The organism is Methylobacterium variabile, assembly GCF_001043975.1.
In the GTDB taxonomy this organism is placed as follows: Bacteria; Pseudomonadota; Alphaproteobacteria; order Rhizobiales; family Beijerinckiaceae; genus Methylobacterium; species Methylobacterium variabile.
Map to the genome: position 1 here is coordinate 1 of NZ_LABY01000184.1, position 26017 is coordinate 26017.

The following is a 26017-nucleotide window of genomic DNA, read 5'->3' on the forward strand; positions in this document are numbered from 1 at the left end:
AAAATCCCGGAGCGGTTCAGTGCCCTGCCCGAGCCTGCTCTCGACATCGACGTCACCGCCTGACTGCTTGGCGAAGCCAAACACCTGGCTCAGCCCGAGCCCCGTGCCCCTGCCGACCTCCTTGGTGGTGAAGAACGGCTCGAATACACGGGCGATAAGCTCGGGCGGGATACCCGAGCCGGTGTCGGTGAGCGAAACCGCCGCGAAGGGACTGGATGCCCCCGCATGGCCGCGGATCGGCGGCAGGACACTGGAACAGATTAGCTGCAGGGTGAGCGTGCCCTCACCGTTCATGGCGTCGCGGGCGTTGACCGCCATGTTCACCAGTGCGGTCTCGAACTGGCTGAGGTCCGCTCGGACGAAGCAGGGCTCGTCCGGCAGCGCTGTGACGATGCGGATGCGGGAGCCAGTGACTGTGTCGAGCATGTCGGCCATTTCGCGCAGCACGAGCCGGACCTCGAACACCTCGGGTTTGAGCGTCTGCCGACGAGCAAACGCCAGGAGCTGGCTTGTCAGCCTCGCGGCACGATCGACCGTGTCCGAGACCGCCTCCATGTAGCGGGCGCGGCGCTCCTCCGACAGGTTTGGACGGCGCAGGAAGTCGACGGACGAGCGGATAATCGTCAGGAGGTTGTTGAAGTCGTGCGCCACGCCGCCGGTGAGCTGACCGACTGCCTCCAGTTTTTGTGACTGGCGCAGCGCCTCTTCGGCCTTTTCCAGCAGCACGGCCCGCTCGCGCTGCTCGGTCACATCGCGGGCCACGCAGTAAAGACGGCCTTCCGCTGGCACCGCCCGCCATGACAGGGTCCGGTAACTGCCGTCACGCGTGCGGAAGCGGTTCTCGAATGCGAGGGTGTTGTATCCGGCAGCCAGCCGGGCCACCTCGGCGCGGGTCTTCTCGTGATCGTCGGGATGCTCCAGCCATGCGGAGGTACGTCCGACGACCTCCTCCTCATGCCAGCCGAGGATCGTGGTCCAGGCCGGGTTGATGCTGAGCCAGACCCCGTTGGTGTCGGCGACACCGAGCATGTCATGGCTGACCTGCCAGATCCGGTCCCGCTCCTGCGTGCGTGCCTCGGCCCGTTCGGTCAGGGCACTGTTCAGGGCCTCCAACGCGGTGGTGCTGGCATCACGGCTACGCGCGCGCGCCTCGCTGGCCGCCAGCCGGATGTGGGCATCGAGATGAAAGGCGATTAGGTCGGCAAACATTTTGAATGTACCGACGATCTCGGGCCGGTCGAGCAGTGCCGGCTTCGGATCAATGGCACAGAGCGTCCCGAAGAAGGTGCCATCCGGCAGCACGATCGGCATCGAGATGTAACTTTGGAAGCCGTACATCGCTGGCGTCGGATGACCGCAGTAGGCTTGGTCCTCGGCGACGTGACTGATGATCACAGCCTTGCCGCTTTGGCGGATCTCATTGCAGATGGTAGTCGCGACGTTCAGCTCGCCACCGGGTTGGAGGCCGAAGGCGATATTGTCCTTCACCTGGCAGGCCACCCAGCGATCCTCGGTGACGCGCGCAACGGCGGCAAAGCCCATGCCAGAGGTGCGGCAGACAACATCCAGGATCGTTGGTACGGCCGCGATGCTCTCGATGGCGAGGATATCCGCCTCGAAGTCGTGCGGGGCGGATGGTCCGTTTTCCAAAGGGCTCATCGAGCGGATGACGGTTTTGCGGAGGTGGGGCGGGTGCGCGGCGCAGCGTGGTCGCGCTCCATCAGCAGGCGCAGTCCGGCGCGAACAACCTCGCTGGCGTTCGAGTAGTGCCCGGAGGCGACCTGCGCCTGGATGTAGTTCTCGAGGACAGGGGTGAGAGCGACGTTACGGGTTGGCGTACTGGACATGCTCGAACCCTGCCACGCCCTGGCCCGACCGTCAAAAATTGCCAACTTTGAGAACCCGTAGCACTGCAGCTGGAACGTCGCCGATCTCTGGTGCTGGTTTCGGGCCGCGATAGGAGCCAGGCGTTGCAATGATGAATCAGCGACAAAAGCGTCTGCACCAGCGCGCGAACGCGTCACTGGCTGGAAGTAACGCGTTCCGACAGTCGCTGACAAGCGAGCCGCGGTTCATCCACCCCTCTGATACCATGGCCGCACTCGTCGAACGACTCACTTCTCAAGCGCGGGATCTGCTTCTCTCGATTGTGCGCTCTCCAGCCCTAAATCGCGGTGGGTCACGCCAGCCTGCCGCCTCTCGGCCGCTCGGCTGTCGTCACAGGCGGGCTGGGGTTCCGTCTGGAGGCTGTGCCCGGCCCGCTACCATTGATCTGCCTGCGCACGGAGGCGGCTGACCTGCGTGGGGGTCCATCGGCATCCTCGTGGCGTAGGAATTCCGCGCTCGTTCAATGCATCGGCAATGGCCTGCAACGTCGCTGCGCCACCTGCCTGCAACGCGGCGATGACAGGAGTGAGTTCGGCAGCGCGTCGTTTGGCCCGCTCCTGACGCACGCGGATGCTTGTCTCGCGCCCCTTGCCTGCGAAGCGATCGATCCCGGTTTTCATGCTGCCACTCTGTACATCTCGCACGGCAAGGCCACGAGTCGCCCTACGCTCAACGTCAGCCTTTGCCACATTGCAAGCAGGCCCGGATGAAACTGTGTTCCGTCTCACTTTCGCTCGAGCGTCATCAGCGCCCGTTGCGCCCCACGCTCGATGATGAGATAGGAGAGTCAAGGTGTGCGGCCCCTTGGCGGGGCTTGCAGGTTCCCCCCATGGTCGGGCCGCCAGGGGCGGAGACCCGTGCCTATGCGTCGTTCCACGCAAGTCCGGAAGTTGCGCCGGCCAAACATGAGCCGACGGGCGCCATCGGACGTCCGCACGTCTGACCTAGTGCTCGGCGTGATGGTGGTTGCCCTGCTTGGCCTGCTCTGCCTAACGCTGCTGAGCCGATTGGCTGGCGTATCCGACGATCTTGCCGTTGCGCCGCCCTCGGCCTATGCATCATGACGCGGTTTCCGTTTCTAGCCGTGAAATGATTCAGTCGAGCCTGAAACAACAAATGATTTATCATGTTTTATCCAGCATACTGACGAAGTAGGAGTATGCACCTCCACGATCCGATACCACGCTGCCCGCCTCTTTCTGCTTTTCGTGACATGCTCCGTGGTGTTGATCGCCAGCGCCGCGCTAGAGCATTTTCGGTTTGGGCTGAGTCGGATGGTTGGGGTTCACGCGGCGCGGCAGAGCTGATGTAGTGCTCGCTCCAGACGAGGAGCGAGGCATGCGTCGGCGTTCTCTATGGGCTCAATCGGACTGGAGTCACTCGCCTCATACCGTATGCCGCTAGTGCACTGACGCCTTCAAAAGGTACACAGCACGCGTCGAATTCCTCTATGATCGCAAGCAGTTGGCTGAGGAGCGCATGGCGCGTTTGTCCGTGTCAGTGCACTAGGGCGGGTAGGCGAGGGAACGCATACGGGATCAGATGTCGAACCGCGCCCCAATCTCGACGGCACGGTCCGCCGGGATGCAAAAGTAGCGCGAGGCGTCCGTCGCCGCCCGCGCCATGGCGATGTAGAGGCGGTCCTGCCACACCGACATGCCGGTCTCCGGCGAGGCAACGAGCACCCGCCGAGTCAGGAAGTAGGACAGGGTGTCGGGGTCAAAGCCCGCCCCGGCGAGGGCTCGCGGCAGGTCGGGCAGCTCCATAAAGCCGAAGCGCACGGTCACGCACGAGAAGACGTTCGAGAGCGGCTTGACCGTGACGCGCCCGGCACTCTGCACCCGCGGCAGGTCGTCGGTGACCACGTGCAGGATGAAGTTGCGGGCGTGCAGCACGTGGTTGTGCTTGACGTTGTGCATTAAGGCGCCGGGCGTGTCGCCGGGCGTGCCGGTCAGGAACACGGCCGTTCCCGGCGCCCGCAGGACCGAGCCGCTCTCCGCCATGCGCGTGAAGTTGGAGAGCGGCACGCGCCGCCGGTGGATCTCCGCGACGATCAGGGCGGAGCCGCGCCGCCAGGTCCACATTGCCACCACCAGCCCGGCGCCGATGGTCAGCGGGACCCAGCCCCCATGGAGCAGCTTGAGGGCATTGGCCGAGAGGAAGACCAGCTCGATGAGCAGGAAGGGCGCGATCACGAGGCCCACGACGGCGGCGGGCCAGCGCCAGTACCGCCACGCGACCACGAAGACGAGGCTTGCCGTGATGACCATGTCGCCGGTCACCGCGATGCCGTAGGCGGCCGCGAGCGCGCTCGAGGACTTGAACAGGATCGCCAAGAGCACGACGGCGATCAGCAGCCACCAGTTCACCCGCGGGATGTAGATCTGTCCCTTCTCGGTCTCCGAGGTGCGCTGCACCCGCATGCGCGGCAGGAGGCCGAGCTGCATGGCCTGCTGGGTGATCGAGAAGGTGCCGGTGATCACCGCCTGGCTGGCGATGATGGTCGCGACCGTCGCCAGGAGAACCATCGGGAGCAGCGCCCAGGACGGATAGAGCAGGAAGAACGGGTTCTCGATCCGCTCAGGGTGGGCGAGCAGCATCGCGCCTTGCCCGAGATAGTTGAGGACGAGGGCGGGCAGCACAAGGCCGAACCAGGCCGTGCGAATGGGCGTGCGCCCGAAATGGCCCATATCGGCGTAGAGCGCCTCTGCACCGGTCACCGCGAGGAACACGGCGCCGAGCGCCAGGAGGCCGGCGGTGCCGTGACCGAGCAGGAAATCGATCCCGTGGGCAGGGTTGAAGGCCGCGACGATGCCGGGCTCGTCGGCGATGTGGCTCAGCCCGCCGAGGGCCATCACCAGGAACCAGAACGCGGTGAGCGGCCCGAAGACGATCGCCACGCGCGCCGTGCCGTGGCTCTGGACCGCGAACAGGCCGATCAGGATGGCGAGGCTGAGGGGCAGGACGTAGGGCTCGAAGGCGGGCGTGGCGAGCTTCAGCCCCTCGACGGCCGAGAGCACGGAGATCGCCGGGGTGATGATCGCATCCCCGTAGAACAAGGCAATACCGACCATGCCAAGTCCGACCACAGCGCCGCCAGACCGGCCGAGCGCCCGCTGCGCCAGGGCCACGAGCGAGGGCGTGCCGCCCTCGCCATCGTTGTCGGCCCGCATGACGATCAGCACGTATTTGATCGTGACGATGAGGATGAGAGCCCAGAGGATGAGGGACACGACGCCGAACACCATCTCGCGGGTGGGCGCGTGGCTGCCGCCGGCCGCGGCGTGCAGCGACTCCTTGAGCGCGTAGAGCGGACTCGTGCCGATATCGCCGTAGACCACCCCGACCGAGCCGAGGGTCAGTGCCCAGAAGCCGGTTCCGGATCCATGCCCGGTCTCGTCCGGCAGCGGATCCTGTGCGGCTGAAAACTCGGTCGCGGATCCTAATGACATCGTCGGCCCCCCGCGGCCCTGCCCAGGACGGATGGACGGGCCGGGCATTCAACGGCCGAGGCGCCGGTCCGTTCGCGCGGGCCGGCCTTCCTGAGCACGCAGGAAGCGGGCATGGCGTTCCTCGAGATCCGCGAGGTCCTGGGGGTCGTCGACGGTGCGCCGTGCCGCGGCCACGGCCAAGTCCGCGTGTCGGCGTAGCTCCGCGACGCGATCGGTCGAACGCTCGACCTCCGCGACACGGGAGAGAACGTCGAGCAGGCGACCGAGCACGTGCACCGAGCCGGCGGCGTTCTGGCGGATCATGTGGAACATGGCATCGCACAGGCCGTCGTAGTTCGTCACCGGGTGGAGGAGCACGATGCGGCCGTCCCGGTCGACCGCTCCGGTGGGCAGGTAGCGCGGAGCGATACGGCAGAGCGCATCGCCCAGGTGGTCGAGGACGCTTCCCGCCGTCATCGGGTCGTTGATCCCCGGCGAGAGCGCCCGCACGGCGATCTCAACCAGCTGCCGCACCGAGTATTCCAGGTCTTGCAAGGCGGCCGGACGTCGCCCGAAGATGAGCGCACGCCCGACTGCCTCCGCCGCCTCGTCGACGGGAGCGGACAGGAACGCGACCGGGAAGCCCGTCGGCACGTAGTCCCCCGGTCGCACCCGTAAGGCGACGACGGTCCCGCGGTCCCGCGCCCAATCGGCCAGACTGTCGGCATCGACCGCCTGAAGGTAGCCGCCCTGCGCCGCCGCCACGGGAGCACCACCCGGGGTCTCGCGCGGAGCCGTCATATCCGGCGCTTCAAGGGTCCGTGCCTCCACGGCCTCGCAGAGGTCGTGGTGGACGGCGTCGACCACCGTCTCGACGTTGATGCTGGTGGCGATGTGGTGGACAAACCAGACCAGGGTGGCGAGCGAGACCAGCGCGAGCGCGATGGCCCCACTGATCGCGAGGTGCGGAACGAAGGGACTCTCCTGCACTGTGCGGACTGTGCGCAGGACCATCAGCGAATAGGCGAATGTACCGAGGAAGATGCCGAGCACGAGCTGGTTGCGGGCGTCGCGCACGAAGTTGCGCAGCAGCCGCGGTCCCATCTGGTTGGAGGCGAGCGTCAGCGCCGCGATGGTGATGGAGAAGGTCGTGCCCGCCACGCCAATGGTGGAGGAGGCAACCGCGCTGAGGAGCGCCCGCGCGCCCTCGGCGCCGCCCGAATAGCCCCAATTCGCGTCCGGCGAGGAAGCGTCGTAGCCGGAGATGCGGGCTGTCTCGAGCCAGACCGCGAGCTGCGCCAGCCCCAGGCAGCCGAGGACGACGAAGGCCGGGCGCAGCCAGAACTGGTCACCCAGGGCCTCAACCCACGCCCGCAGGCGCGACCTCAAACCCGCTCCTCCTCAGGTCGGGCGGCCTCGTCCTCCCGCTGCACCCGCCACCGGGGGCGCGGCGGGCTCGTCCCCGCGGGCCAGCCCTCGCGCTGGCGGGCGCGGTCGCCGTCCGTCTCCTCCGTCTGGTCGTGCAGGAGCACCTGGCTCGTCGGGTAGGGCAGGTCGATGCCGGCGGCCGTCAGCGCCTCCTTCACGTTGGCGATGGCGTGGTCGAGCGCATCGACGGCGTCCCGGCGCCGGGGCGGATCAATCCACAGCCGGGCCGTCATGTCGACGCCGGCTGCTCCGAGGCCCGTGACCAGCGCCTCCGGTGGAGGGTTGGCGAGCACCCCGTCGGTGGCGCGCAAAGCCTCAACGATGACACGGCGCGCTTCGCGGATGTCGTCGCCGTTGCCGATCGTCAACGGGAAGGCGAGCCGGCGCTTCTCGTGCGCGGTGATGACCGTGATCTTGTCGACGAACAGGGTGGCGTTCGGGATCAGCACGCGCTGATTGTCGTAGGTGCGCAGCACCGTGGCGCGGACCCAGACATCTTCGACCGTCCCCTCGTGCGAGCCGGCCCGGATCTGGTCGCCGATGACGAAGGGACGCGTCAGCAGGATCAGGATGCCGGCGAGCAGGTTCTGGAGCACGTCGCGGAAGGCAAAGCCGATCGCCACGCCGCCGATGCCGAGCAGGTTGAACAGGTCGGCGGCCGAGACCGATGGGAATGCTACTGAGGCGGCGACGAGGAACGACACCAGGATGGTCACCCCGCCGGCGATGCGCCCGAGCACCGCGGCGGATCCGGGCGAGGCGTCGCGCAAAGCGGCGGCTCGGCGCACGCCAGCCCTGACTCCACGGGCAACGAGCAAGCCGAAGCCGAACAGGACGAGGGCGACGGCGAGACCCGGCAAAAGGGCGACGCTTGCACGACCGAGCTGCTCCAGCCGCTCGAGAGCTTCCGAGAATATCATGGCTACTCATGATCATGAGAGAACCGCCGGACGCATGGCTGGCATCCGGCGGCGCTTTAATCCAATACGGCGAACATCGTTCTCAACGACTGTTCCTGACAGTCAGCGGCGAGGACCGCCGGTGGTCTGACCGTATTGCTGGGCCCTCGCTCCGCGCGACGGCATCCCGGCATTGCCGCGGCTTGCAGATCCCTGCTGCATCCGGTGGCGACGCATGTGACGACGGGACGAGCGGACCTGGACGAGGTTGACATTGGCCCCGCTCGTCATGCTGGCAGGCGCGGCGGGCATGGCCTGCGATGGCACGGCCAGCGAGCAGAAGCCGAGGCCGGCGAGCAATGCGGTGGCGACAATCGTGCGTTTCATAAAGGCGTCTCCTGTCTTCGGGATGTCTCAGCTTTTCTTCTTCGAGCACTCAAACTTCGGTGCGTTCTTGAGTGTGTCTTTGTCTGTGTCAGCGTGAACAGCTCATTTGTCGTCCTTGTTGCTGATGGCTAGAGTTAATGTATCAAGCACAACGCAGCTCTTGCACAAGCTAATTAAACTATCCACACCGACATCAACGCTGATCGTTTATGTCTGTCGCTGACAAAATCCTTTATCTCGTCGACAATTTCGTTCTTGTTATTATAAACCGTGACTCCGGCGAGCTTCAACGCCACCAAATTGGCAGTTTAGAGGGTTGCGTATTTTAGTTTGACCATCGCCGTGTTGATCATCTTCATTCTCATGTCCGAAGATGAAGCCATCGTGGTCACCGGTGATGTCGGGTTCTAGGCACGGACGGGAGCCGCGATGTAACTGAGCACGAACGCACTCAGGATGGGGATTTGGACATGGACGACCTCCCTTAATCCAGCTTGGTCGGCAAGCCCGGCAACTGTCCGCTACCTACCTCGCGGACACGGAACTCGGTCACAATCGTGCGCCTGGCGAGATTGTTCAGCAAAAATTCAGGATTTCTCGATCTGGACCACCGCTGGTGGACTGCTGCCGTCGCGGCACCTGTCGCCCGCCGGTTCGATGGTGCAGATGGGAACTACATCGGCTGGCAAAGGCTTGCCTGTCGATTGCTGGCTGCTCGCGCAGACTACAATTCCTTCTCAGCATGGGCCACAGGCGCAGACGTTCTTACGCCTAGAGCATTTTCCGTTCAGATAGAAATAGTCTCGCTTATGGCTCAGTCGGCATCATAGCCGGCTGCGGCGATGATGCGGCGGCACTCGCGCGGCTTGAAGCAGCGCAGGATGCGCTGGACCGCCCGATGCAGCGCCTCCTCGCTGCGGGCTGCCGCCTTGCGCAGCAGCGCCTTGATCTTGGCAAAGACCTGCTCGATCGGATTGAAGTCCGGCGAGTAGGCGGGAACGTACAGGATCCGCGCTCCCACCGCCGCGACCGCCTCGCGTGCACCCGCCACCTTGTGGGCCTGCAGGTTGTCGAGGATCAGCGTGTCGCCCGGGCGCAAGGTCGGCGCCAAGTCCTGCTGCACGTAGGCTAGGAAGGCGGCTCCCGTCATGGCACCGCGACGGATGAGCGGCGCCACCAGCCCGTCACTGCGCAAGCCCAGCACCAGGGTGGTGCTCACCCGGGACCCGTGCGGCACCGCCATCCGGCAGCGTTGATCGTGGGGAGCCCGCCCGCGCAGGCGCGCCATCTTGGTCGTGACCCCGGTTTCATCCACGAACACCAACCGCTCCGGGTCCAGATCAAGTTGGTCCTCAAACCACGCCTCGCGGACTTCCTTCACATCCGGAAGCTGCTGCTCCGCAGCATGCGCCGTCTTTTTTTATATGTCAGGCCGTGACGCGTCAGCAGGCGGGTGATCGCACTGAGAGAGGTATTGATCCCACGCCGCGACAGACGCCCCTTCATCTCGGCTAGGGTCAGGTCGGGCGTCCGCGTGACTTGATCGAGGAGAACCGAAGCGTGCTCCTCGAGATCGGCCGAGCGACGGTCTCCTCCCATCGGGTCGGCCGCCAGCGAGCCCTGGCGGCTCAGCCGGGCCCGCCAGCGGCTGGCGCTCGCCGGGCTGACGCCGAACCGCTCGGCGACTTGCGAGCAGGACAGGCCCTCCTCCAGCGCAGCGACAACGCGACGACGAAGATCAACGGACAGGGCGGCCGGCACGGCTCCTCCAACGCCACAGGCTTGATCACCAACAGATGACACATACGTAGAAGCGTCGCTGTTCTCAGCCAAGCGAAGCCGTTTCTACCTGAACGGCAAATGCTCTAGCAGATACCAGATTGCCGTCCGTTGGCCGCTCGGTTGGCGTCACTTGCGGCCCAGGCCTCCGTGCTCCGCTAAGGCCGTCTGACTGATCTAAGAAGCTGCGCCAATCCCCCCTGCCACCCATAGAACTCGCAGGCTCCAAGCGGCACTTCGTTATTCGACCTGTTCCCGGTGACGAGCCACTCCGCGGGAGCAGCAGGGAGCATGCCGGCAATCGACCGCCACAGAGTGCGACCTCTGCCTCGCTGGGTGATAACGGAAAAGCTGCGTGTCCCTTATTTAAGGCTGCCTACCTTAGCGCCGGTCTTATTTAAAAAAAGGCCTGGTTGCTTTAATAACGCTTATCGGCCATGGTTGGCGGCATGATTGACATCTCTCCCACCAACCGTCGGTTCGGCCGGTTCCTTGACACGTCTGTCGCCGGCGAGGTTGTCCGTGCTTTCGTGCCGCCGCCACTACCGCCCGAGCCGCCAATCGACGTACTCTCCCTCCTCGAGCGCCTGAGCGTCGCCGAACGAGCACTGGGACGGCTCGACGGGATCACCATGCTCCTGCCCCGCCAAGAACTGTTCCTTTACATGTACGTCCGGAAGGAGGCGGTTCTTTCGTCGCAGATCGAGGGTACGCAGTCGACGCTCTCGGACCTGCTCCGGTTCGAAACTGAAGCGCAGGCCGGCGAGCCGATCGATGACATCCGCGAAGTCTCTAACTACGTCGACGCGATGATGTTTGGGCTTGAGCGTCTTGAGGAACTGCCACTTTCGCTCCGGCTCATCCGTGAGATGCACGCCCGCCTCCTCCAAAGCGGGCGCGGCGGCACCAAGAGCCCAGGCGAGTTTCGGCGCTCGCAGAACTGGATCGGCGGCAGTCGACCGGGCAATGCCCTCTTCGTTCCGCCACCCGTCACGGAACTCGACGCGACGCTCGGCGCACTGGAAGCCTTCATGCACGAGAAACAGTCGAGGCTTCCCGCCTTGATAAAAGCTGGACTCCTCCACGTTCAGTTCGAGACGATACACCCGTTCCTTGATGGCAACGGCCGTATCGGCCGCCTCCTCGTAACGCTTTACCTCTGCGTACACGGCGTGCTGCAGAAGCCACTTCTCTACCTGAGCCTTTATCTCAAGACTCGGCGCACCGACTACTATCGCCTGTTGCAGGAGGTACGCGAGCACGGCTCCTGGGAGGCTTGGCTCGAGTTCTTCCTCGACGGTGTCGCCGAGACGGCCAATCAAGCCTTCGACGCAGCGAGGCGCATCGTTGATCTGTTCAAGCAGGACCGCGAGCTCATCACAGCCCAGAGCGAGCGAGCTGGCTCGGCGCTTCGGATTCACGACCTCATGCAGCAGAACCCGTATGTGACGAGCAATCAGCTCGTCGAAAAGACGGGGCTGTCCTCGCCGACGGTCAACGCGGCGCTCGCTGACCTCCAGCGGCTCGGCATCGTCGAAGAGGTGACCGGCCGCCGGCGCGGCCGAGTCTTCGGTTATCGCCGCTACCTCGCCATCCTTAGCGAAGGCACCGATCCGCTCCCAACCGCCTAATCAACGCCATCTAAGGCTCACGCCTTGCGTCTCCAAAGCGTCACTATGTTCGGCTTCCGCTGCTTTGCGTCGGCCCTGCGTGCGGCGGCAGGTTTCCTGCGGGGGCAGGGGAGGGGGGGCCGATGACGACAAGGGCGTCCGGCAATGCGCAAAGCCGAACGAACCGAGGTGCGACTTCGACACTATGCGGGCGGTTCGGTCGGCGCCTTCGAAGGTTTGTGTGGGATGGATGCTCCTGCTTCACCGCGACATCGTCACGGCCCTGCGTGCTACGGCAGGATATCTGCCGGGGCAGGGGAGGGTCCGGCAGTGGCCGATTTTGTTGAAAAACTCGGATACGGCGCCTGCGGCCTCGTCTCATGCTCCAACTAGGAGGAAATCCATCTTCTGTTGGCGCTGAGAGTGTCCGCTTGCACACAGCAAAGCTGCCTCACATAGAAATTTCTTCTACGTGCGCTTTGTGTAGGGTGCTGCTTCTGCCGGCGCTGGAGTTTTTCAACACAATCGGCCCTTTGCAGACTCTCAACCGTCCCAGCCCAGAAGTCCGCTCAGTAGAGGGAAGCGGACCTGAAAACGGTGGCCACGACATCAGCATGTCGTGGCCCGTTATGCCGGGGAGCCATACGAGCGATTCGACCTATCTCAGGCTGCCGGCGAACCGCTCTGCTACACGTCCCGCCTTGGACGCCTCGCTCACCCAGTCACCGAAGGCTCGCACCTTCACCACCAGATAGACGCGCGAGGCGAAGCAGAGGGAGATCACACCGGCATCGGCGTACCAGCGCGGCAGCAGGCACAAGAAGTCGCCCCGGTCCAGGGCCACCGTTAGGTTCTGGGTACTTGCATGCCACGCTTGACCGCCGGACGCTCGCCGACCAGCTCCAGCCAAGCATGCACTTTCGGCACCGCGCCCAACGTGTCCTCGAGCGGCTCCTGAAGGAACGTCGTGGTCGCCAGCGTCCAGGCGTAGCAGGCGATGTCGGCTATGGAGTAGTCCGCGCCCGCCAAGTAGGGTCCTTCACCGAGGCGCTTGTCCATCACGCGCAGCAGGCGGTCGGCCTCATCAGTGAACCGCTTGATGGCCAGCGGCGCCTTCTCGTCCGAGCGTACCGCGAAGAATCCGAGCTGGCCCAGCATCGGACCGAGTCCGCCGACCTGCCAGTGAAGCCACTCCAGGGCCTTGTACCGGGCTGGACCCGACGGCGCGAGAAAGCGTCCGGTCTTCTCTGCGAGGTAGGTGAGGATCGCGCCGCTCTCGAACACCGAGAGCGGACCGCCCTCCGCGCCGTCGTCGACGATGGCCGGGATCTTGTTGTTCGGCGAGACTCTCAGGAACTCGGGGGCGAACTGTTCGTCCTTGCCGATGTTCACCGGCACGACCGAGTACGGCAGACCGCACTCCTCCAGCATGATCGGGATCTTGCGGCCGTTCGGGGTCGACCAGGTGTAGAGCGTGATCATGGCGGGTGCCTCGGTCAGGGTGGATTGGGTTGCTCCCTGAGGCCTGAACTAGGGCGGGCGGCGCCGGACCGAGCATCCCGGTCCGGCTCCAGTTGACAGAGTCCCATCTCATGAAACATCATAAGTTTCATGAGGCGAGATGGCAGATTGTCGGGCGTGCTGCACGTCCTCCTCCACATGGCGGAGGCCGACGGACCGGTGACGTCCGAGCGGCTGGCGCTGATGATGGGGACCAACCCGGTCGTGGTTCGCCGGACGATGGCAGGCCTGCGCGACCTGGGGCTCGTCACGTCCGGGAAGGGGCACGGCGGCGGCTGGGCCATCGCCTGCGATCTCGACCGGGTGACCCTGCACGACGTCTACGTCGCCTTGGGCTCGCCGGAGGTGTTCGCGATGGGGCACCGGAGCGAGGAGCCGATCTGCCTTGTCGAGCAGGCGGTCAACGCCGCCCTGGCGGGCGCTTTCCGGGATGCCGAGGCCCTGCTGCTCTCGCGTCTGGGTGACGTCACGCTGGCGCGTCTCAGCGCCGATTTCCATGCGCGCTTGGCCAAGCGCGGACCGTGCGGGCGGGAGGCCCCATCTGATGACGCATAGCGCGCAGCCTGAACCGATGAACTTCGTGGCTGCCTTCTCGGACCCGGAGGCCGCCGCACGGTATGCCGACGGGCCACCCCGCTTCGTACCCGGCTTCGAGGCCCTGCACAGGATGACCGGCATCCTGCTGGCCGAGCACGCGCCGGCCGATGCGCGGGTGCTGGTGCTCGGAGCCGGAGGGGGAATGGAACTGCGGGCATTGGCCGAGGCGCATCCCGGCTGGACGTTCGTCGGCGTCGACCCGGCGGGGGAAATGCTCCGCCAGGCCGAACGCACGCTTGGGCCGCTGATGGACCGGGTGACCCTCGTCGAGGGCTACATCGACGACGCGCCCGACGGTCCCTTCGACGCGGCGACCTGCTTGCTCACCCTCCACTTCCTCGCCCCGGAAGCGCGCGAGGACACCGTCCGGGCCATACACCGGCGCCTGAAGCCGGGCGCGCCGTTCGTGGCGGCGCACGGTAGCTTCCCGCAGGACGACAGCCGCTCGCGCTGGATCGCGCGGTACGAGGCCTATGCGGTCGCGTCCGGCGTCGACGGCGAGCAGGCAGCGAAAGCTCGGAGCGCCGTGCAGGCCCACCTGCACACCCTCGCGCCCGAAACAGATGCCGCCGTGCTACGGGCGGGCGGCTTCCGAGATGTCGAACTCTTCTTCGCCGCCTTCACGTGGCGCGGATGGATCGGACGGGCGTAAAGGCGCGCCGGCGCCCTGCCACGTCAGCGGGAGCGCGCTACGCCGTTCCGTTGCCGCCGGTGGCGCCGTAGACCTCGCCGGTGACATAGCTCGCCTCCTGGCTTGCCAGGAACACGTAGACCGGAGCAAGCTCCACCGGTTGGCCAGGCCGCCCGAGCGGCACCTCGGAGCCGAACTTCTCGACGTTCTCCTGCGGCTGGCCGCCCGAGGGTTGCAGGGCCGTCCAGAACGGGCCCGGCGCCACGGCGTTCACACGGATGCCCTTGGCGACTTGTTGCTTGGCCAGCGCCTTCGAGAACGCCACGATGCCGGCCTTCGTGGTTGCGTAGTCGACCAGGATCTGGGGCGGATGGTAGGCCACGACCGAGGCGGTGTTGATAATGGACGCGCCCGCCGGCATGTGCGGGAGCGCCGCCTTGGTGATCCAGAACATGGCGTAGAGGTTGGTCTTCAGCGTCCGGTCGAACTGCTCGTCGGTGATATCGCCGATGTCCTTCTGGTTGGTCTGCTTGCCGGCGTTGTTGACCAAGATATCGAGGCCGCCGAGATCGGCCACTGCCTTCCGGACGAGCGTCTCGCAGAACGCCTTGTCGGTGATGTCGCCGGGCAGGAGCACCGCCTTGCGGCCTTCGGCCTCGATCAGCTTGGCGACCTCCTGCGCGTCCGGCATCTCCTCCTCGACGAAGCTGAGCGCCACGTCGGCGCCCTCGCGCGCGAAGGCGATGGCGGCTGCGCGCCCGATCCCGGAATCGGCACCCGTCACCAGTGCCTTGCGGCCGGTCAGACGCCCGTGGCCCCTATAGCTGGTCTCGCCGTGGTCGGGCTTCGGGTGCATGGCCTGAGCGAGGCCCGGCGCCTCCTGCGGCTGTCGCTTGAACGGCGGCTGCGGGTACTGGGTACGGGGGTCCTGCATCGTCAGGCGCTGGTCCACGGCATCGGTCATGAGGCTGTCCTTTGGCGCCGGCTTGCACCGGGTTGGCTCGCGACGCGTCGAGAGGAGGATGCCGTCCCGGGCCCTGGCAAGTCCCCGGCAGTACCGTAGGTTCCGGGACAACCGCGGACGAGGATCGAGAACCGGTCCCTCCGCCGTGACCAGAAGGAAGCCCCGGAGGCTAACAACCCTACCAAATCCCATGGGTCGAACGTCTGGCGGCGCGAGAAGGCGGTGGGTGAGCACCGCGGCACGCTTCGAGGCACCTTGCGCCGCGGTCATGTAGCGGTCGATGTCGGTCAGCCTTCCCTGAGTTATCCGGGTCTGCATCAGCTCCAGCGAGCCCGAGATGCCGGCGAGCAGGTTGTCGAAATCGTGCGCCAGGCCTCCGGTCAGCTGGCCGACGGTCTCCATCTTCTAGGCCTGCTGCAACTACTCTTCGAGGTGGGCGCGCTCCTCGGCGGCCTCTCTCAATGGTCTGAGAAGAGCGTGCACGGGAGATTGTGTCCCCTAAATACGCGATGCTGGCCGCGCTTCCAGGCCGTCGAACGCGTCCACGCAAAACCTTGTCTGGTACGAATGCCGCCGTCATGTTGCCCGGGTCGCAAAGATTCGGTCTGCCGTACGCAAAGCGACCGCTTGGACAGTGAGCGATGGATTGACTCCGCCTACTGTTGGGAAGACCGAGCCATCGCAAATCCACAAGTTGGGGATGTCCCAGGAGCGGCAATCGGCGTCGACGACCGAAGTGCGTGGGTCGTGGCCCATCCGGGCGGTGCCGTTGAGGTGGCAGGTGTCGTCGCTCTGATCCCAGACCTCGCGGCCGCCGGCAGCTTCCAGGGCCTGGCGCAGGAACTTGAGCGCGTGCCGGTTCAGGGCCTTGTCGTTGTCGCACCACGAATAGGTGATCCGAGCTACCGGCAGGCCGTATTGGTCCTCGACATCCGAGAGCGTAACCCGGTTGCGCTCCTGCGGCATGTACTCGGAAACGACTTTCAGGCCGGCGACGTGATTGTATCGCTGCATCTCGGCGACCAATGCCTCGCCCCACAGGCCGCGCGCGGAAGCCTGGGTGTTGGCCCAGAGCTGCGGCAGTGGACCCTGGCTCATGTAGGAATAGCCGCCGAAGAAGTCTTTTGCGAAGGCACCGCGGCCTTCGTCGTCGTAGTTCCAGTGCTCGGAGATCGCGAGCGAGGGCGGGCCCTTGTAGCTGCGGATCTCCTCGTCGAAGACGCCCCAGACCGCCTGGTTGCCCTGAACCATCAGGTTCTTGCCGACGAGACCGGAGGAATTGGCGAGCCCGTCCGGGAACTCCTGATTGGCCGACATCAGGAGCAGCCGCGGCGTCTCGATGGCGTAGCCCGCCACCACGACGTTCTTCGCCCGCTGGAACCGCCAGCGGCCCTCGCGGTGATAGTGCACGCCGGTGGCGCGCCCGTTCCGGGTCTCGATCCGCCCGACCATCGCGAGGTCGCGAATCTCGGCACCAGCTTTCAGGGCTCGGGGCAGGTAGGTGACGAGCACGCTCTGCTTGGCGTTGGTCGAGCAGCCCAGCGTGCAGAAGCCGCGATAGACGCAAGGTGGCGCGTCCCCGCGGGGGGCCGAGATCGTGGCGAGCGGCGTCGGCGTCCAGTCGATGCCCATCGCTTCGGCGCCGCGGGCGAGCACCTTGGCGGCCGCGTTGACCTCGTGTGCGCGGCGGTGGTAGCGGCGGCGATGCGGCCCCCACGGATAGGAGACGGGGCCTGAGATCTTCAGGTCGTCCTCAACCTGGTCGTAGTAGTGCCACATCTCGCGCCAGTCGATCGGCCAGTCGGCGCCGTAGCCCATCAGCGTGCGCGCCTTGAACCATTCCGGCCGGAAGCGCAGGGCCACCATGGCGTAATGCACGGTTGAGCCGCCGACCGCCTTGCCAGAATTGTTCGAGCCCATCTGCAGCGGGTTCTCGCCATCGACGATACGCTCGTCGGTCCAGTACAGTTTCGACTGGTGGCTCTCGTCGGAGGCGAAATCCTCCAGCGGCCGGAAATACGGGCCGGCATCGAAGGCGACGACCGAGAAGCCGTATTCGGCGAGCCGGCAGGCCAGTGTGCCACCGCCCGCGCCGGTGCCGACGATGGCGAAATCGACCTCGTCCTCGTCGCGGTGCTGGCGCATCGGCACCCACTCGCCGATCCGCATCACGTTGGGCGCGCGGCCGTCGCGGGCGCGGGGATGGTGCTCGGGATCGTCGCCGGGCGTGCCGTGCTGCGGGTTGTCGGCGGCGTTGCCGAGGCCGGGGATGCGCATGTCCGTCAATCCATCCTCAATCACCGACCCGGAGGTTCTCTGCGAAGGCCTCGGCCTCGCGGTCGGGCTTCGCCTCGGCGGCCTCCCATGGGTCGCGGCGATCGAAACCCATCCGCACGTAGCCGCGCGGGCTCGCCGGGCCGCCCCAGCCGATCTCGTTCCAGGCGGTCGGATGGGCGTAGTAGGCCTTCGTCACGTCGCCGAGGACGCGGTGCTTGAAGAACAGCGTCGAAGGCATGCCGTCCCAGGCCGGGTCGGTCAGCGCGCCGGCCTCGGCAAGTTTCAGGAGCTCGTCCTGAGCCCAGGCATTGAGGTCGTGGAAGCACGCGCCGAACCGCGCCCGCGCCTCCGCGTCGAGCGCCCGCAGGCCCCGCCGCCACGCCTCACGCTCGTCGGGCATCCCGGCATCGCGGTAGCCGTCCTGCCGGCCGCTCGCGAGCTTGTCGTCGACGAGCGCGGCGACCGGCACCGGGTCCGACCGGTCGGCCGGCTGCGGCACGATGCGCTCCGCGAGCGCCGTCAGGGTCGACCACTCGGCCTCGTCGAAGAAGCGGCGCGTCTGCGGGCCGAGACCCAACCGCTCATCGAGGACGGCGCGGGTCTTGGCGTTCCAGGACGGACCATCGCGCTTCGCCAGCACGTCGTAGCCCGGATACAGGTCTTTTCGCGGCAGCATGCGGGCCTCGTCGAGGGCTAGAACGGGCGATGCTCGAGGAGTTCGAGGGCGGCGAGGCCGCCGAGCGCCACACCGGAGAAGGAGGGCGGGGCCGGCAGCGGCGGCCCGTCGATCAAATTCTGGCGCCAGTTGTCGAAGCCGCCCATCATCCGGGCGACGCCGTAAGCGTGGAAGGCGACGCCGCCGATGCCCATCGCCGAGACCGCCCACATCCCCCAGGTTGCGCCGACCTGGCTCGCGCCCTCGGGCTTGCCGGCAGCGCGGACGAGAAGGGCGGCCGCCAGCGGCGGCAGGGTGACGGGCACGAACATCGCCGGGTTCTGGAAGGCGCCGCGGAAATGCAGAAGCCCGGCCTCCAGGGTCGTGCCGGCGAGCATCCCGGCGGTGGCGAGCGCCAGCACCCGCCCGGCCGGCAGGCCGCCGAGGCGGGGGGCCTGGGGATTGGCGTCGCGCACCCGCTCGGCGACGACGCCGAGGAGGCCGGCGAGCGTCAGCGCCATCGGGGCGCCGATCGGGGCTGAGTAGAACAGGTTCTGGAACGAGTACCCGCCCTCGCGCTTGCCGACATTGTAGGCGTGGTAACCGAAACCGATCAGCCCGGTGAGGCCGGCGAGCGCCTGCGCCGCGTGCCGAACCCGTGACGAGCCGGGATCGGTGTCTCCGGCTCCGTGCAGGGACGAGGCGAAGGTGATGCTCGACACGATGATCGGCGTGTACATCACCCTATTGAAGAACTGGCCGCGGTAATGCTCGAGGCCGGAATCGAACAGCACCGAGGCGGCGAGCATCGAGGAAGCGTGGTTGAGGCGTTGCGCCGCGCTCGCGGTCACGGCGCTCCCGCGCGGGGCGTAGCGGCGCCCCTCCGACGGAGCTGGACCGAGACGCTTCGAGCGCCCGGCGGCGAACCAGGTCAGCAGGCCGGCCGCGGCCGCGACCGCCGCGAGCACGACCACCGGATGGATCGCCGCCTCGACCCGCACCGGGGCGACGCGGCGCTTGAGGACCGAGCCGGAGCCGGGACCGCGATCAGACGGCGTAGGCATCGGCGTCCCGGTTCTTCAGGGTGAGGCCGTGGCCCGGCCGGGACAGGTCGGGGGTAATGGCGCCCTCGTGAGGCACCGGTGCCCCCTCGAACAGCATCCGCTCGATGCGGACGTGGTCGTGGAACCATTCAAGGTGCCGGAAGCGAGCGACCGCCACCGCGACGGGCAGGTGCAGGGCGGGGGCGCAGTGACCCGACAGGTCGAGATGCGCCGCCTCGCAGAGCGCCGCCATCTTGAGGAAGCCACTATAGCCGCCACAGCGGGTCACATCCGCCTGCGCCACGTCGACCGCGCCGGCGCGGATCAGGCAGTGCAGGTCGTCGAGGGTGTAGGCGTACTCGCCCGCGGCGATCTCCATGCCGGCGGGTGCCGCCGCGCGGACGAACGCCATCCCGTCGGGATCGTCGCTCGTCACCGGCTCCTCGAACCAGGCGACGCCGAACGGCTCGGCCTCCCGCGCCATCGCGAGGGCCCGCTTCGGAGTGAAGGCGCCGTTGGCGTCGATGAACAGCGTCGCGTCGCCGATCGCCCCCTTCGCCGCCGCCATCCGGGCGGGATCGCGCTCGGGCTCGCTGCCGATCTTCATCTTCACAGCTCGGCAGCCGTCGCGCGCGACGAAGGCCCCGAGTTGCGCGCAGAGCTGCCGGTCGTCGTAAGCCGTGAAGCCGCCGCTGCCGTAGATCACGGCGCGCTCCCGCGCCCGGCCGAAAAGGGTCGCGAGAGGCAGGCCGAGGAGGCGCGCCTTCAGGTCCCATAGGGCGGTGTCGAGGGCCGAGATCGCGCTCGCCGCGAGCCCGGAGCGGCCGACATTGCGCACCGCCCCCCACAGAACCTCGCCGGCTTGCGGGATATCGAGGGCGGAGAGGCCGGTGAGCCGCGGAGCCAGCATCGTCTCGATCAGCCGGGCGACGCTCGCCTCGGTGTAGCTGTAGCCGAGGCCGGTCTCAGGCCCAGCCTCGACATGGACGACGACGAGCGTCGTCCTGTCCCAGGCATAGGTCCCGTCGGCCTCCGGCGCGTCAGTGGGAACGGTGTAAGCCCGTGCTCGCACTGCCCGGATCGTGGGGGGGCCCCGCATCGTCGTCGCGCCGGGTCTCAGCTCTTGCTGCCGGGCAGGACCGAACTCAGCACCTGCCGGGCGGTGTCGACCAAGAGGTGGCGCTCCTTCGGGTCGCCTTTGCCCAGCATCGACATGTAATTTTTCACCTGCTCGAAGGTGAAGAACGGCGGCAGCGGCGGCACCTCCGGGTCGGTCTTGACCTCCAGCACCACCGGCACCGAGCTCGCCAGCGCCTCGTCCCATGCCGCGCCCATCCTGGCGGGATCGTCGACGTAGATGCCGCGCAGCCCGATCAGCTCAGCGAACTTGTGGTAGGGCACGTTCGGGATCGTCTGGCTCGCCTCGAATTTTGGGTTGCCCTCCATCACCCGCTGCTCCCAGGTCACCTGGTTCAGGTCCTCGTTGTTGAAGACACAGCAGATCCAGGTCTTGTTGGGCCAGCGGTGCATGTACTTCGCCACCGTGATCAGCTCGGCCATGTTGTTCATCTGCATAGCGCCGTCGCCGACGAGCGCGATCACCGGCCGGTCCGGATGCGCTACCTTGGCGGCGATGGCGTAGGGCACCGCCGCCCCCATCGAGGCGAGCCCGCCCGACAGCGAGCACATCTGGCCGCGGCGCATCTTCAGGTCCCGGGCGTACCAGTTGGCGCAGGAGCCGGAATCCGAGGTGACGATCACCCGGTCGGGCATCCGCGGCGAGAGTTCCCAGGTCACCCGCTGCGGGTTGACCGGGTTGGCCTTGGCCATCGCGCGGTCCTCGGCCTCCTTCCACCAGGAGACGACGCCGTTCTCGATGCCCTCGCGCCAGGAGCCGCCCTCCTTCTTCTGTTCGAGGAGCGGCAGCAGCGCGCGCAGGGTTTCGGCCGACTCGCCCTGGAGCGGCACCTCCATCGGGTAGCGTAGCGACAGCATCTCGGGCGCGAGGTCGATCTGCACGCCGCGGGCCTGGCCCTCCTGCGGCAGGAACTCGGCCCAGGGAAAGCCGGAGCCTATCATCAGCAGCGTGTCGCACTCCGCCATCATGTCGGAGGAGGGCTTGGAGCCGAGAAGCCCGATCGTGCCGGTCACGAAGGGCAGGTCGTCGGGAAGCGCCGCCTTGCCGAGCAGCGCCTTGGCGACACCGGCCTGGAGGCGGTTGGCCACCGCGATCACCTCGTCGGTGGCATGGAGCGCACCGGCGCCGACCAGGATCGCGACCTTCTCGCCGGCGTTCAGCACGTCGGCCGCCCGACGAAGATCTGCCTCGAACGGCACGACCTTCGGGGCGGTCCAGCCGACGCCGGAGAAGGTATTGCCGTGCTTGCGCACCGGCGCCTCGTAGGGGACGTCCTGGAGGTCGTTCGGCAGGATGATCGCCGCGACCTTGCGCTCGGCCTTGGCGATGCGCATCGCCCGGTCGACGATGTGGCGCACCGAGGCCGGGGAGGCGGCCTGCTGCACGTAGGCGGCTACATCCTTGTAGACACTGGTGAGGTCGAGTTCCTGCTGGTAGTGGGCGCCGTTGACGTTGCGCGCCTGCTGGCCGGCGATGGCGAGCAGCGGCACGTGGTCGGAATAGGCGTCGTACATGCCGGTGAGCAGGTGCGTCGCCCCAGGGCCAGAGGTCGCGAGGCAGACGCCGACCTCGCCGGTGAACTTGGCGTAGGCGGTCGCCATGAAGGCCGCCATCTCCTCGTGGCGGACCTGAATGAACTCGAACGGCAGGTCGTTGCGCTGGAGCGCGCCGAGCAGCCCATTGATGCCGTCGCCCGGGTAGCCGAAGATCGTCTTCACCCCCCACTCGGCGAGACGCTTCCAGAAGAAATCCGCGACGGCGTCGGCCATGGCTGCTCCTCGGGGCCGGGCAGCGCCGCAGTCCCGCTGGGGCATGGCGGCGGATGCGGCGACCGGCTCTTCCACGTGCCCCAGGGGCACTGCCTCTGTTGCGGGGCTAACCGGCATACTCTGGGGATGTTCCTGATCCAGATGTTTCCGGATCGTACCGGATGGTTTCCGTCCGACATGGACGGCCCGGCACCGCATGCTCGGTGGGGCTTGCCGGGCCCGACTCATCCATCCGCGAGGTCGAGGGCGTAGAGGTGTGCTTGCGCGGTGATGAACAGCCGCCGCTCCCCTGGGCTAAAGCAGCAATTCGAGCAGGTCTGCGGCGTCGGAATCAGCCCGAGACGCTCGCCGTCCGCGGAGAAGACCTGCACCCCCGATCCCGAACTGGTCCAGATCCAGCCGCGGCGGTCGACGCGGAAGCCGTCGGGCACGCCCGGCTCAATCTCGGCGAAGACGCGCGGCGGGCCGAGGCTGGCATCGTCGTAGACCGCGAAGGCGTGGATGGTGTGCCCGTCGCCGCCCTCGGTGCGGGAGGTGTCGCTGACGTAGAGCGTGCGCCCGTCCGGCGCGAAGGCGAGGCCGTTCGGCTGGCCGAGATCGGCCATGCGGTGCGCTCGGGCCGTGTCCGGATCGACCCGGTAGACGCTGTGATGGCCGAGATCCGAGGTGGCCAGCGCGCCCTGCCGGGGCTGGCGCAGGCCGTAGGCCGGGTCGGTGAACCACAGGGCGCCGTCGGCGGCGCAGACCACGTCGTTGGGAGCGTTGAAGCGACGGCCTTCGTAGGTCTCGACTATCGCGGAGTAGCGTCCGTCCGGCGTCGTGCGCGACAGGCGGCGGTTGCCGTGCTCGCAGTGGATCAGGTCGCCGTTGCGATCGACCGTGTTGCCGTTGATGAAGGGGCTCGCGTCGATCACGACCCGCACGCAGCCGTCCGGACGCCAGCCGAGCACGCGCCGGCCCTCGATGTCCGACCATACCAGGATGCCCCGTGCCGGCCACCATACCGGCCCCTCGCCGAAGACCGCTTGATCGTAAAGCGAGACGAGGCGGGCATCGGGTAGGACCGCTCCGGCGAAACGCGGGTCGAAGGCCTTCGGCGGATCGACATCCGGAACGGGATCCGGCGGACCGGGTCGGCGCAGCAGGGTCGAGGCGGGTTCGGCGGTCATTGCGCCCTCGCGATCAGGTCTCTCGGCGATCAGGTCTCTCTCGGCGAAGCGCACCGTGCCCGGCCCCCTTACGCGACAACCGGAGCCGACCAGGCTTGTTCGCCTCCGGCGATGCGCTCCCGGTGCCTCTCACCGGTTCACCATCCGGCTCAGCACGTCGGCGAGCGTCAGGGTGAACAGGATCGCGGCCCAGAACAGGCCGCAGGCGGCGACGACGCGGACGAGGCCGCTGGCGTGCCTGAGCTGCATGAACACCAGGGCGACGAGCGCCGCCTTGACCCCGGCGACGGCAAAGCCCACCGCCGTGTCGATGCGCCCGAACGGCCAGTAGGCGGCCCAGGCGCTGAGCGCCAGGAGCGCCATCAGGGCGACCCAGACCGGCAGGTTGCGGCGCCACAGGTCGCTGGGAGTCTCGTGACCAGTACTCATCCGGACCGTCCCGGCAGGTAGAGCATCGGGTAGAGGAAGACCCAGACCAGATCGACGAGGTGCCAGTACAGCGCCGTGACCTCGACCTGCGGATTCTCCTTCAGGAAGTCCGGGTCGCGCCGGCCCTTCGCGATCAGCCGCGTCACCAGGCCTATGCCGATGCTGAGGTGGATCGCGTGCACCACCGTGACGAGCCAGTAGAAGGCGAAGAAGATCTGGGCCGGCGCCTGGGCGAGCGCGAAATGCGCGCCCGGCACCAGGTGCTTCTCGATGTCCTCGCGGTACTCGAAGCCCTTCACCACCAGGAAGGCGAGGCCGAGGGCCGCTGTGGCGGCGAGGCATCCCAGGGTGAGGCGGCGGAACAGCCCCTTCTCGGCGGCTTGCGACGCGACCGCCATGGTGAGGCTGCTGGTGAGTAGGATCGCGGTGTTGAGCGTGCCGTAGACGATGTTGGTCTCGCGGCCCGCTGCCGCGAAGGCCTCCTGGTTCGCGAGCCGGGCCGCCGTGTAGGTCAGGAATAGGGCGCCGAAGAACAGCACCTCGCTCGCCAGGAAGATCCAGATCCCGAAGGTGGCGCCGGCGCGCTGGCGCGCGAAGGCGGTCGCGTGATCGGTCTCCAGGTCGCTCCAGGGCTCGCGCAAGCGAGCCTCAATGTCGGGGTGCCCTTCCCGGGGGCGGGCCTCGACGTCCGCGCTGCTCATGTCAGCGACCCCTGCGAGGGAAGCCGCGGCTGGTCGTGGATCGGGGCGACGCCTTCCGGGTGGTAGTTGTAGGGCCCGCCCTGGACCCGCGGCGAGCCGAAAAAGTTTTGCCGCGGCGGCGGCGAGGATGTGCGCCACTCAAGGCCGGTCGCGTCCCAGGGGTTGTTGGTCGCGCGCTCCCCGAACAGCAGCGACCAGGTCAGGTAGCCGAGCGGCATCAGGTAGGCCACCGCCAGCACCGCGGCGCCGGCCGAGGACAGCACGTTCCAGATCTGGAATTCCGGCGGGTAGACGTGGTAGCGCCGCGGCATCCCGAGGTAGCCGGCGATGAATTGCGGGAAGAAGGTTAGGTTGAAGCCGAAGAACATCAGGATCGCGGCGAAGCGCGCCCAGGTCTCGGGATAGGTCCGGCCGGTGATCTTCGGCCACCAGAAGTGCAGGCCGCCGAAATAGGCCGAGACCGAGGCGCCGACCATTATGTAGTGGAAATGCGCGACGACGAAGTAGGTGTCCTGGACGTGGACGTCGATCGGGATCGAGGCGAGGAACAGGCCGGTGAGGCCGCCGAGAGTGAACAGCCCGACGAACCCGAGCGCGTAGAGTATCGGCGATTCGAAACCAACCTGGCCGCGATAGAGCGTGCCGGTCCAGTTGAACACCTTGATCGCCGACGGCACCGCCACGACGAAAGACAGGAACGAGAACACCAGGGCGGCGTAGGGCGACATCCCCGAGGTGAACATGTGGTGGCCCCAGGTGAAGAAGCCGATCACTGCGATCGCCACCAGGGCGTAGACCATGAAGGTGTAGCCGAAGACCTTCCGGCGCGAGAAGCAGGTGATCAGCTCCGAGACGACCCCCATCGCCGGCAGGACCATGATGTAGACTGCCGGGTGCGAGTAGAACCAGAACAGGTGCTGGAACAGCACCGGGTCGCCGCCGCGGGCCGGATCGAAGATCGGCAGCCCGAAGGTGCGCTCGGCGACGACCAAGAGCAGGGTCACGGCGAGCACGGGGGTGGCCAGCACGAACATCAGGCTCGTCGTGTACATCGCCCAGACGAAGAGCGGCAGCCGGAACCAGGTCATTCCCGGCGCCCGCAGCAGGTGGATGGTGGCGATGAAGTTCACGCCCGTCGCGATCGACGAGAAGCCGGTGGTGAACACGCCGAGTACGGTGAGCGAGACCCAGGTGTTGGAGAACACCGTGGAATAGGGGACGTAGAAGGTCCAGCCGGTATCGACCCCGCCGAGCAGCAGCGCCGCGACGGCGAGCGATCCCCCGCCGACGTTGAGGTACCAGCTGATCAGGTTCAGCTTCGGGTAGGCGACGTCCCGGGCCCCGATCATCAGCGGGACGAGGAAGTTGCCCAGCGTGTTGGGGATGCTCGGGATCAGGAAGAACCACACCATCACCACGCCGTGCAGCGTGAACAGCTTGTTGTAGGTGTCGGCCCGCAGCACATCCGCCTCGGGGGTCGCGAGTTCGAGCCGCACCAGCGTGGCCGCTGCGCCGCCGATGAAGAAGAACAGCGTGATGGTGACCGCGTAGAGGATCGCGATCCGCTTGTGGTCGGTGGTGAGGAGCCAGGAGCGGACGCTGTGCCCGTCGGCGAGGTAGCTGACCGGCAGCCGCAGGTCGAGCTCGTCCGGGTCGGCGAGGCCGGTGGGGCTGGCTGTGGTGCTCATGAGGAGCTTCCTTC

At 67.0% G+C, this 26017-nt stretch carries 23 protein-coding genes; 3 read left to right on the forward strand and 20 right to left on the reverse strand.

From position 1 onward, the window contains the following. The 8 genes from VQ02_RS24700 to VQ02_RS36020 all read right to left on the reverse strand — a co-directional run. On the reverse strand, nucleotides 1-1659 hold a 1659-nt coding region (locus tag VQ02_RS24700), incomplete at its 3' end, for a PAS domain S-box protein (RefSeq protein ID WP_048446941.1). Next, nucleotides 1656-1847: a type II toxin-antitoxin system ParD family antitoxin gene (locus VQ02_RS36015; protein ID WP_083469432.1), complete on the reverse strand. Its 192-nt coding sequence runs from the start codon at nucleotides 1845-1847 to the stop codon at nucleotides 1656-1658. The genes VQ02_RS36015 and VQ02_RS24700, both read right to left, overlap by 4 nt. Before the next feature lie 414 nt (nucleotides 1848-2261). Beyond that, nucleotides 2262-2507, reverse strand: a complete 246-nt coding sequence (locus VQ02_RS37530) for a recombinase family protein (protein ID WP_157080795.1) — start codon at nucleotides 2505-2507, stop codon at nucleotides 2262-2264. 918 nt (nucleotides 2508-3425) lie between these two features. After that, entirely contained in the window at nucleotides 3426-5339 is a 1914-nt protein-coding gene (locus VQ02_RS24705) for a potassium transporter Kup (RefSeq protein WP_048446892.1), read from the reverse strand. 48 nt (nucleotides 5340-5387) lie between these two features. Further along, nucleotides 5388-6707 carry a DUF2254 domain-containing protein gene (locus tag VQ02_RS24710; RefSeq protein WP_048446893.1) on the reverse strand — a complete coding sequence of 440 codons (1320 nt, stop codon included), beginning with the start codon at nucleotides 6705-6707 and terminating at the stop codon, nucleotides 5388-5390. Beyond that, nucleotides 6704-7666, reverse strand: a complete 963-nt coding sequence (locus VQ02_RS24715; RefSeq protein ID WP_048446894.1) for a mechanosensitive ion channel family protein — start codon at nucleotides 7664-7666, stop codon at nucleotides 6704-6706. The genes VQ02_RS24710 and VQ02_RS24715 overlap by 4 nt, the downstream gene beginning before the upstream one ends. A gap of 102 nt (nucleotides 7667-7768) precedes the next feature. Beyond that, entirely contained in the window at nucleotides 7769-8032 is a 264-nt protein-coding gene (locus VQ02_RS37535; protein ID WP_157080796.1) for a hypothetical protein, read from the reverse strand. 814 nt (nucleotides 8033-8846) lie between these two features. Next, a protein-coding gene (locus VQ02_RS36020; protein ID WP_425339925.1) for an IS630 family transposase occupies nucleotides 8847-9793 on the reverse strand; the annotation gives its coding sequence in 2 pieces (ribosomal slippage) (nucleotides 8847-9454 and nucleotides 9454-9793; 948 coding nt in all). A 467-nt stretch (nucleotides 9794-10260) separates the two neighbouring features. Here VQ02_RS36020 and VQ02_RS24735 point away from each other — a divergent pair. After that, on the forward strand, nucleotides 10261-11442 hold the full coding sequence (locus tag VQ02_RS24735; RefSeq protein ID WP_083469433.1) for a Fic family protein: 1182 nt from the start codon (nucleotides 10261-10263) through the stop codon (nucleotides 11440-11442). A gap of 637 nt (nucleotides 11443-12079) precedes the next feature. Here VQ02_RS24735 and VQ02_RS24740 read toward each other — a convergent pair. Further along, complete coding sequence (locus VQ02_RS24740; RefSeq protein WP_048446898.1) at nucleotides 12080-12265, reverse strand: type 2 periplasmic-binding domain-containing protein; 186 nt, start codon at nucleotides 12263-12265, stop codon at nucleotides 12080-12082. A gap of 2 nt (nucleotides 12266-12267) precedes the next feature. Beyond that, a complete protein-coding gene (locus tag VQ02_RS24745; protein ID WP_048446899.1) occupies nucleotides 12268-12903 on the reverse strand; it encodes a glutathione S-transferase family protein in 636 nt (211 codons plus the stop codon). 129 nt (nucleotides 12904-13032) lie between these two features. Between VQ02_RS24745 and VQ02_RS24750 the strand changes: the two genes are divergently transcribed. Together VQ02_RS24750 and VQ02_RS24755 are read left to right on the forward strand one after the other, a co-directional pair. After that, the gene (locus tag VQ02_RS24750; RefSeq protein WP_048446900.1) at nucleotides 13033-13497 is read left to right on the forward strand and encodes an Rrf2 family transcriptional regulator; all 465 of its coding nucleotides are present in this window, start codon (nucleotides 13033-13035) and stop codon (nucleotides 13495-13497) included. Beyond that, on the forward strand, nucleotides 13487-14191 hold the full coding sequence (locus VQ02_RS24755) for a class I SAM-dependent methyltransferase (RefSeq protein ID WP_048446901.1): 705 nt from the start codon (nucleotides 13487-13489) through the stop codon (nucleotides 14189-14191). The genes VQ02_RS24750 and VQ02_RS24755 overlap by 11 nt, the downstream gene beginning before the upstream one ends. A gap of 37 nt (nucleotides 14192-14228) precedes the next feature. On the opposite strand, the gene VQ02_RS24760 is transcribed toward VQ02_RS24755, so the two are convergent. From VQ02_RS24760 to ctaD, 10 genes are all read right to left on the reverse strand, one after another. Beyond that, a complete protein-coding gene (locus VQ02_RS24760) occupies nucleotides 14229-15122 on the reverse strand; it encodes an SDR family oxidoreductase (RefSeq protein ID WP_048446943.1) in 894 nt (297 codons plus the stop codon). Nucleotides 15123-15710: 588 nt separating this feature from the next. Then, the gene (locus VQ02_RS24765) at nucleotides 15711-17411 is read right to left on the reverse strand and encodes a GMC family oxidoreductase (protein WP_048446902.1); all 1701 of its coding nucleotides are present in this window, start codon (nucleotides 17409-17411) and stop codon (nucleotides 15711-15713) included. A gap of 16 nt (nucleotides 17412-17427) precedes the next feature. Next, entirely contained in the window at nucleotides 17428-18087 is a 660-nt protein-coding gene (locus VQ02_RS24770; protein WP_048446903.1) for a gluconate 2-dehydrogenase subunit 3 family protein, read from the reverse strand. A 17-nt stretch (nucleotides 18088-18104) separates the two neighbouring features. Then, the gene (locus VQ02_RS24775) at nucleotides 18105-19130 is read right to left on the reverse strand and encodes a hypothetical protein (protein WP_083469426.1); all 1026 of its coding nucleotides are present in this window, start codon (nucleotides 19128-19130) and stop codon (nucleotides 18105-18107) included. Beyond that, a complete protein-coding gene (locus VQ02_RS24780) occupies nucleotides 19114-20208 on the reverse strand; it encodes an enolase C-terminal domain-like protein (protein ID WP_209437060.1) in 1095 nt (364 codons plus the stop codon). Before VQ02_RS24780 ends, VQ02_RS24775 begins: the two co-directional genes overlap by 17 nt. A 17-nt stretch (nucleotides 20209-20225) precedes the next feature. Then, nucleotides 20226-22016 carry a thiamine pyrophosphate-requiring protein gene (locus VQ02_RS24785; RefSeq protein ID WP_048446904.1) on the reverse strand — a complete coding sequence of 597 codons (1791 nt, stop codon included), beginning with the start codon at nucleotides 22014-22016 and terminating at the stop codon, nucleotides 20226-20228. Nucleotides 22017-22240: 224 nt separating this feature from the next. Beyond that, entirely contained in the window at nucleotides 22241-23185 is a 945-nt protein-coding gene (locus VQ02_RS24790) for an SMP-30/gluconolactonase/LRE family protein (RefSeq protein WP_048446905.1), read from the reverse strand. Nucleotides 23186-23314: 129 nt separating this feature from the next. Continuing rightward, the gene (locus VQ02_RS24795; protein ID WP_048446906.1) at nucleotides 23315-23614 is read right to left on the reverse strand and encodes a cytochrome C oxidase subunit IV family protein; all 300 of its coding nucleotides are present in this window, start codon (nucleotides 23612-23614) and stop codon (nucleotides 23315-23317) included. Continuing rightward, nucleotides 23611-24315: a cytochrome c oxidase subunit 3 gene (locus VQ02_RS24800; protein ID WP_048446907.1), complete on the reverse strand. Its 705-nt coding sequence runs from the start codon at nucleotides 24313-24315 to the stop codon at nucleotides 23611-23613. Before VQ02_RS24800 ends, VQ02_RS24795 begins: the two co-directional genes overlap by 4 nt. Continuing rightward, on the reverse strand, nucleotides 24312-26003 hold the full coding sequence (gene ctaD, locus VQ02_RS24805; RefSeq protein WP_048446908.1) for a cytochrome c oxidase subunit I: 1692 nt from the start codon (nucleotides 26001-26003) through the stop codon (nucleotides 24312-24314). The genes VQ02_RS24800 and ctaD overlap by 4 nt, the downstream gene beginning before the upstream one ends. Nucleotides 26004-26017 lie beyond the last annotated feature (14 nt).

Coding starts and splice junctions, on each gene's coding strand:
- VQ02_RS36015 (WP_083469432.1), bottom strand. CDS start 1,847: ATGTCCAGTACGCCAACCCGTAACGTCGCTCTCACCCCTGTCCTCGAG.
- VQ02_RS37530 (WP_157080795.1), bottom strand. CDS start 2,507: ATGAAAACCGGGATCGATCGCTTCGCAGGCAAGGGGCGCGAGACAAGC.
- VQ02_RS24705 (WP_048446892.1), bottom strand. CDS start 5,339: ATGTCATTAGGATCCGCGACCGAGTTTTCAGCCGCACAGGATCCGCTG.
- VQ02_RS24715 (WP_048446894.1), bottom strand. CDS start 7,666: ATGATATTCTCGGAAGCTCTCGAGCGGCTGGAGCAGCTCGGTCGTGCA.
- VQ02_RS37535 (WP_157080796.1), bottom strand. CDS start 8,032: ATGAAACGCACGATTGTCGCCACCGCATTGCTCGCCGGCCTCGGCTTC.
- VQ02_RS24735 (WP_083469433.1), top strand. CDS start 10,261: ATGATTGACATCTCTCCCACCAACCGTCGGTTCGGCCGGTTCCTTGAC.
- VQ02_RS24745 (WP_048446899.1), bottom strand. CDS start 12,903: ATGATCACGCTCTACACCTGGTCGACCCCGAACGGCCGCAAGATCCCG.
- VQ02_RS24750 (WP_048446900.1), top strand. CDS start 13,033: ATGAGGCGAGATGGCAGATTGTCGGGCGTGCTGCACGTCCTCCTCCAC.
- VQ02_RS24755 (WP_048446901.1), top strand. CDS start 13,487: ATGACGCATAGCGCGCAGCCTGAACCGATGAACTTCGTGGCTGCCTTC.
- VQ02_RS24765 (WP_048446902.1), bottom strand. CDS start 17,411: ATGCGCATCCCCGGCCTCGGCAACGCCGCCGACAACCCGCAGCACGGC.
- VQ02_RS24770 (WP_048446903.1), bottom strand. CDS start 18,087: ATGCTGCCGCGAAAAGACCTGTATCCGGGCTACGACGTGCTGGCGAAG.
- VQ02_RS24775 (WP_083469426.1), bottom strand. CDS start 19,130: ATGCCTACGCCGTCTGATCGCGGTCCCGGCTCCGGCTCGGTCCTCAAG.
- VQ02_RS24780 (WP_209437060.1), bottom strand. CDS start 20,208: ATGCGGGGCCCCCCCACGATCCGGGCAGTGCGAGCACGGGCTTACACC.
- VQ02_RS24785 (WP_048446904.1), bottom strand. CDS start 22,016: ATGGCCGACGCCGTCGCGGATTTCTTCTGGAAGCGTCTCGCCGAGTGG.
- VQ02_RS24790 (WP_048446905.1), bottom strand. CDS start 23,185: ATGACCGCCGAACCCGCCTCGACCCTGCTGCGCCGACCCGGTCCGCCG.
- VQ02_RS24795 (WP_048446906.1), bottom strand. CDS start 23,614: ATGAGTACTGGTCACGAGACTCCCAGCGACCTGTGGCGCCGCAACCTG.
- VQ02_RS24800 (WP_048446907.1), bottom strand. CDS start 24,315: ATGAGCAGCGCGGACGTCGAGGCCCGCCCCCGGGAAGGGCACCCCGAC.
- ctaD (WP_048446908.1), bottom strand. CDS start 26,003: ATGAGCACCACAGCCAGCCCCACCGGCCTCGCCGACCCGGACGAGCTC.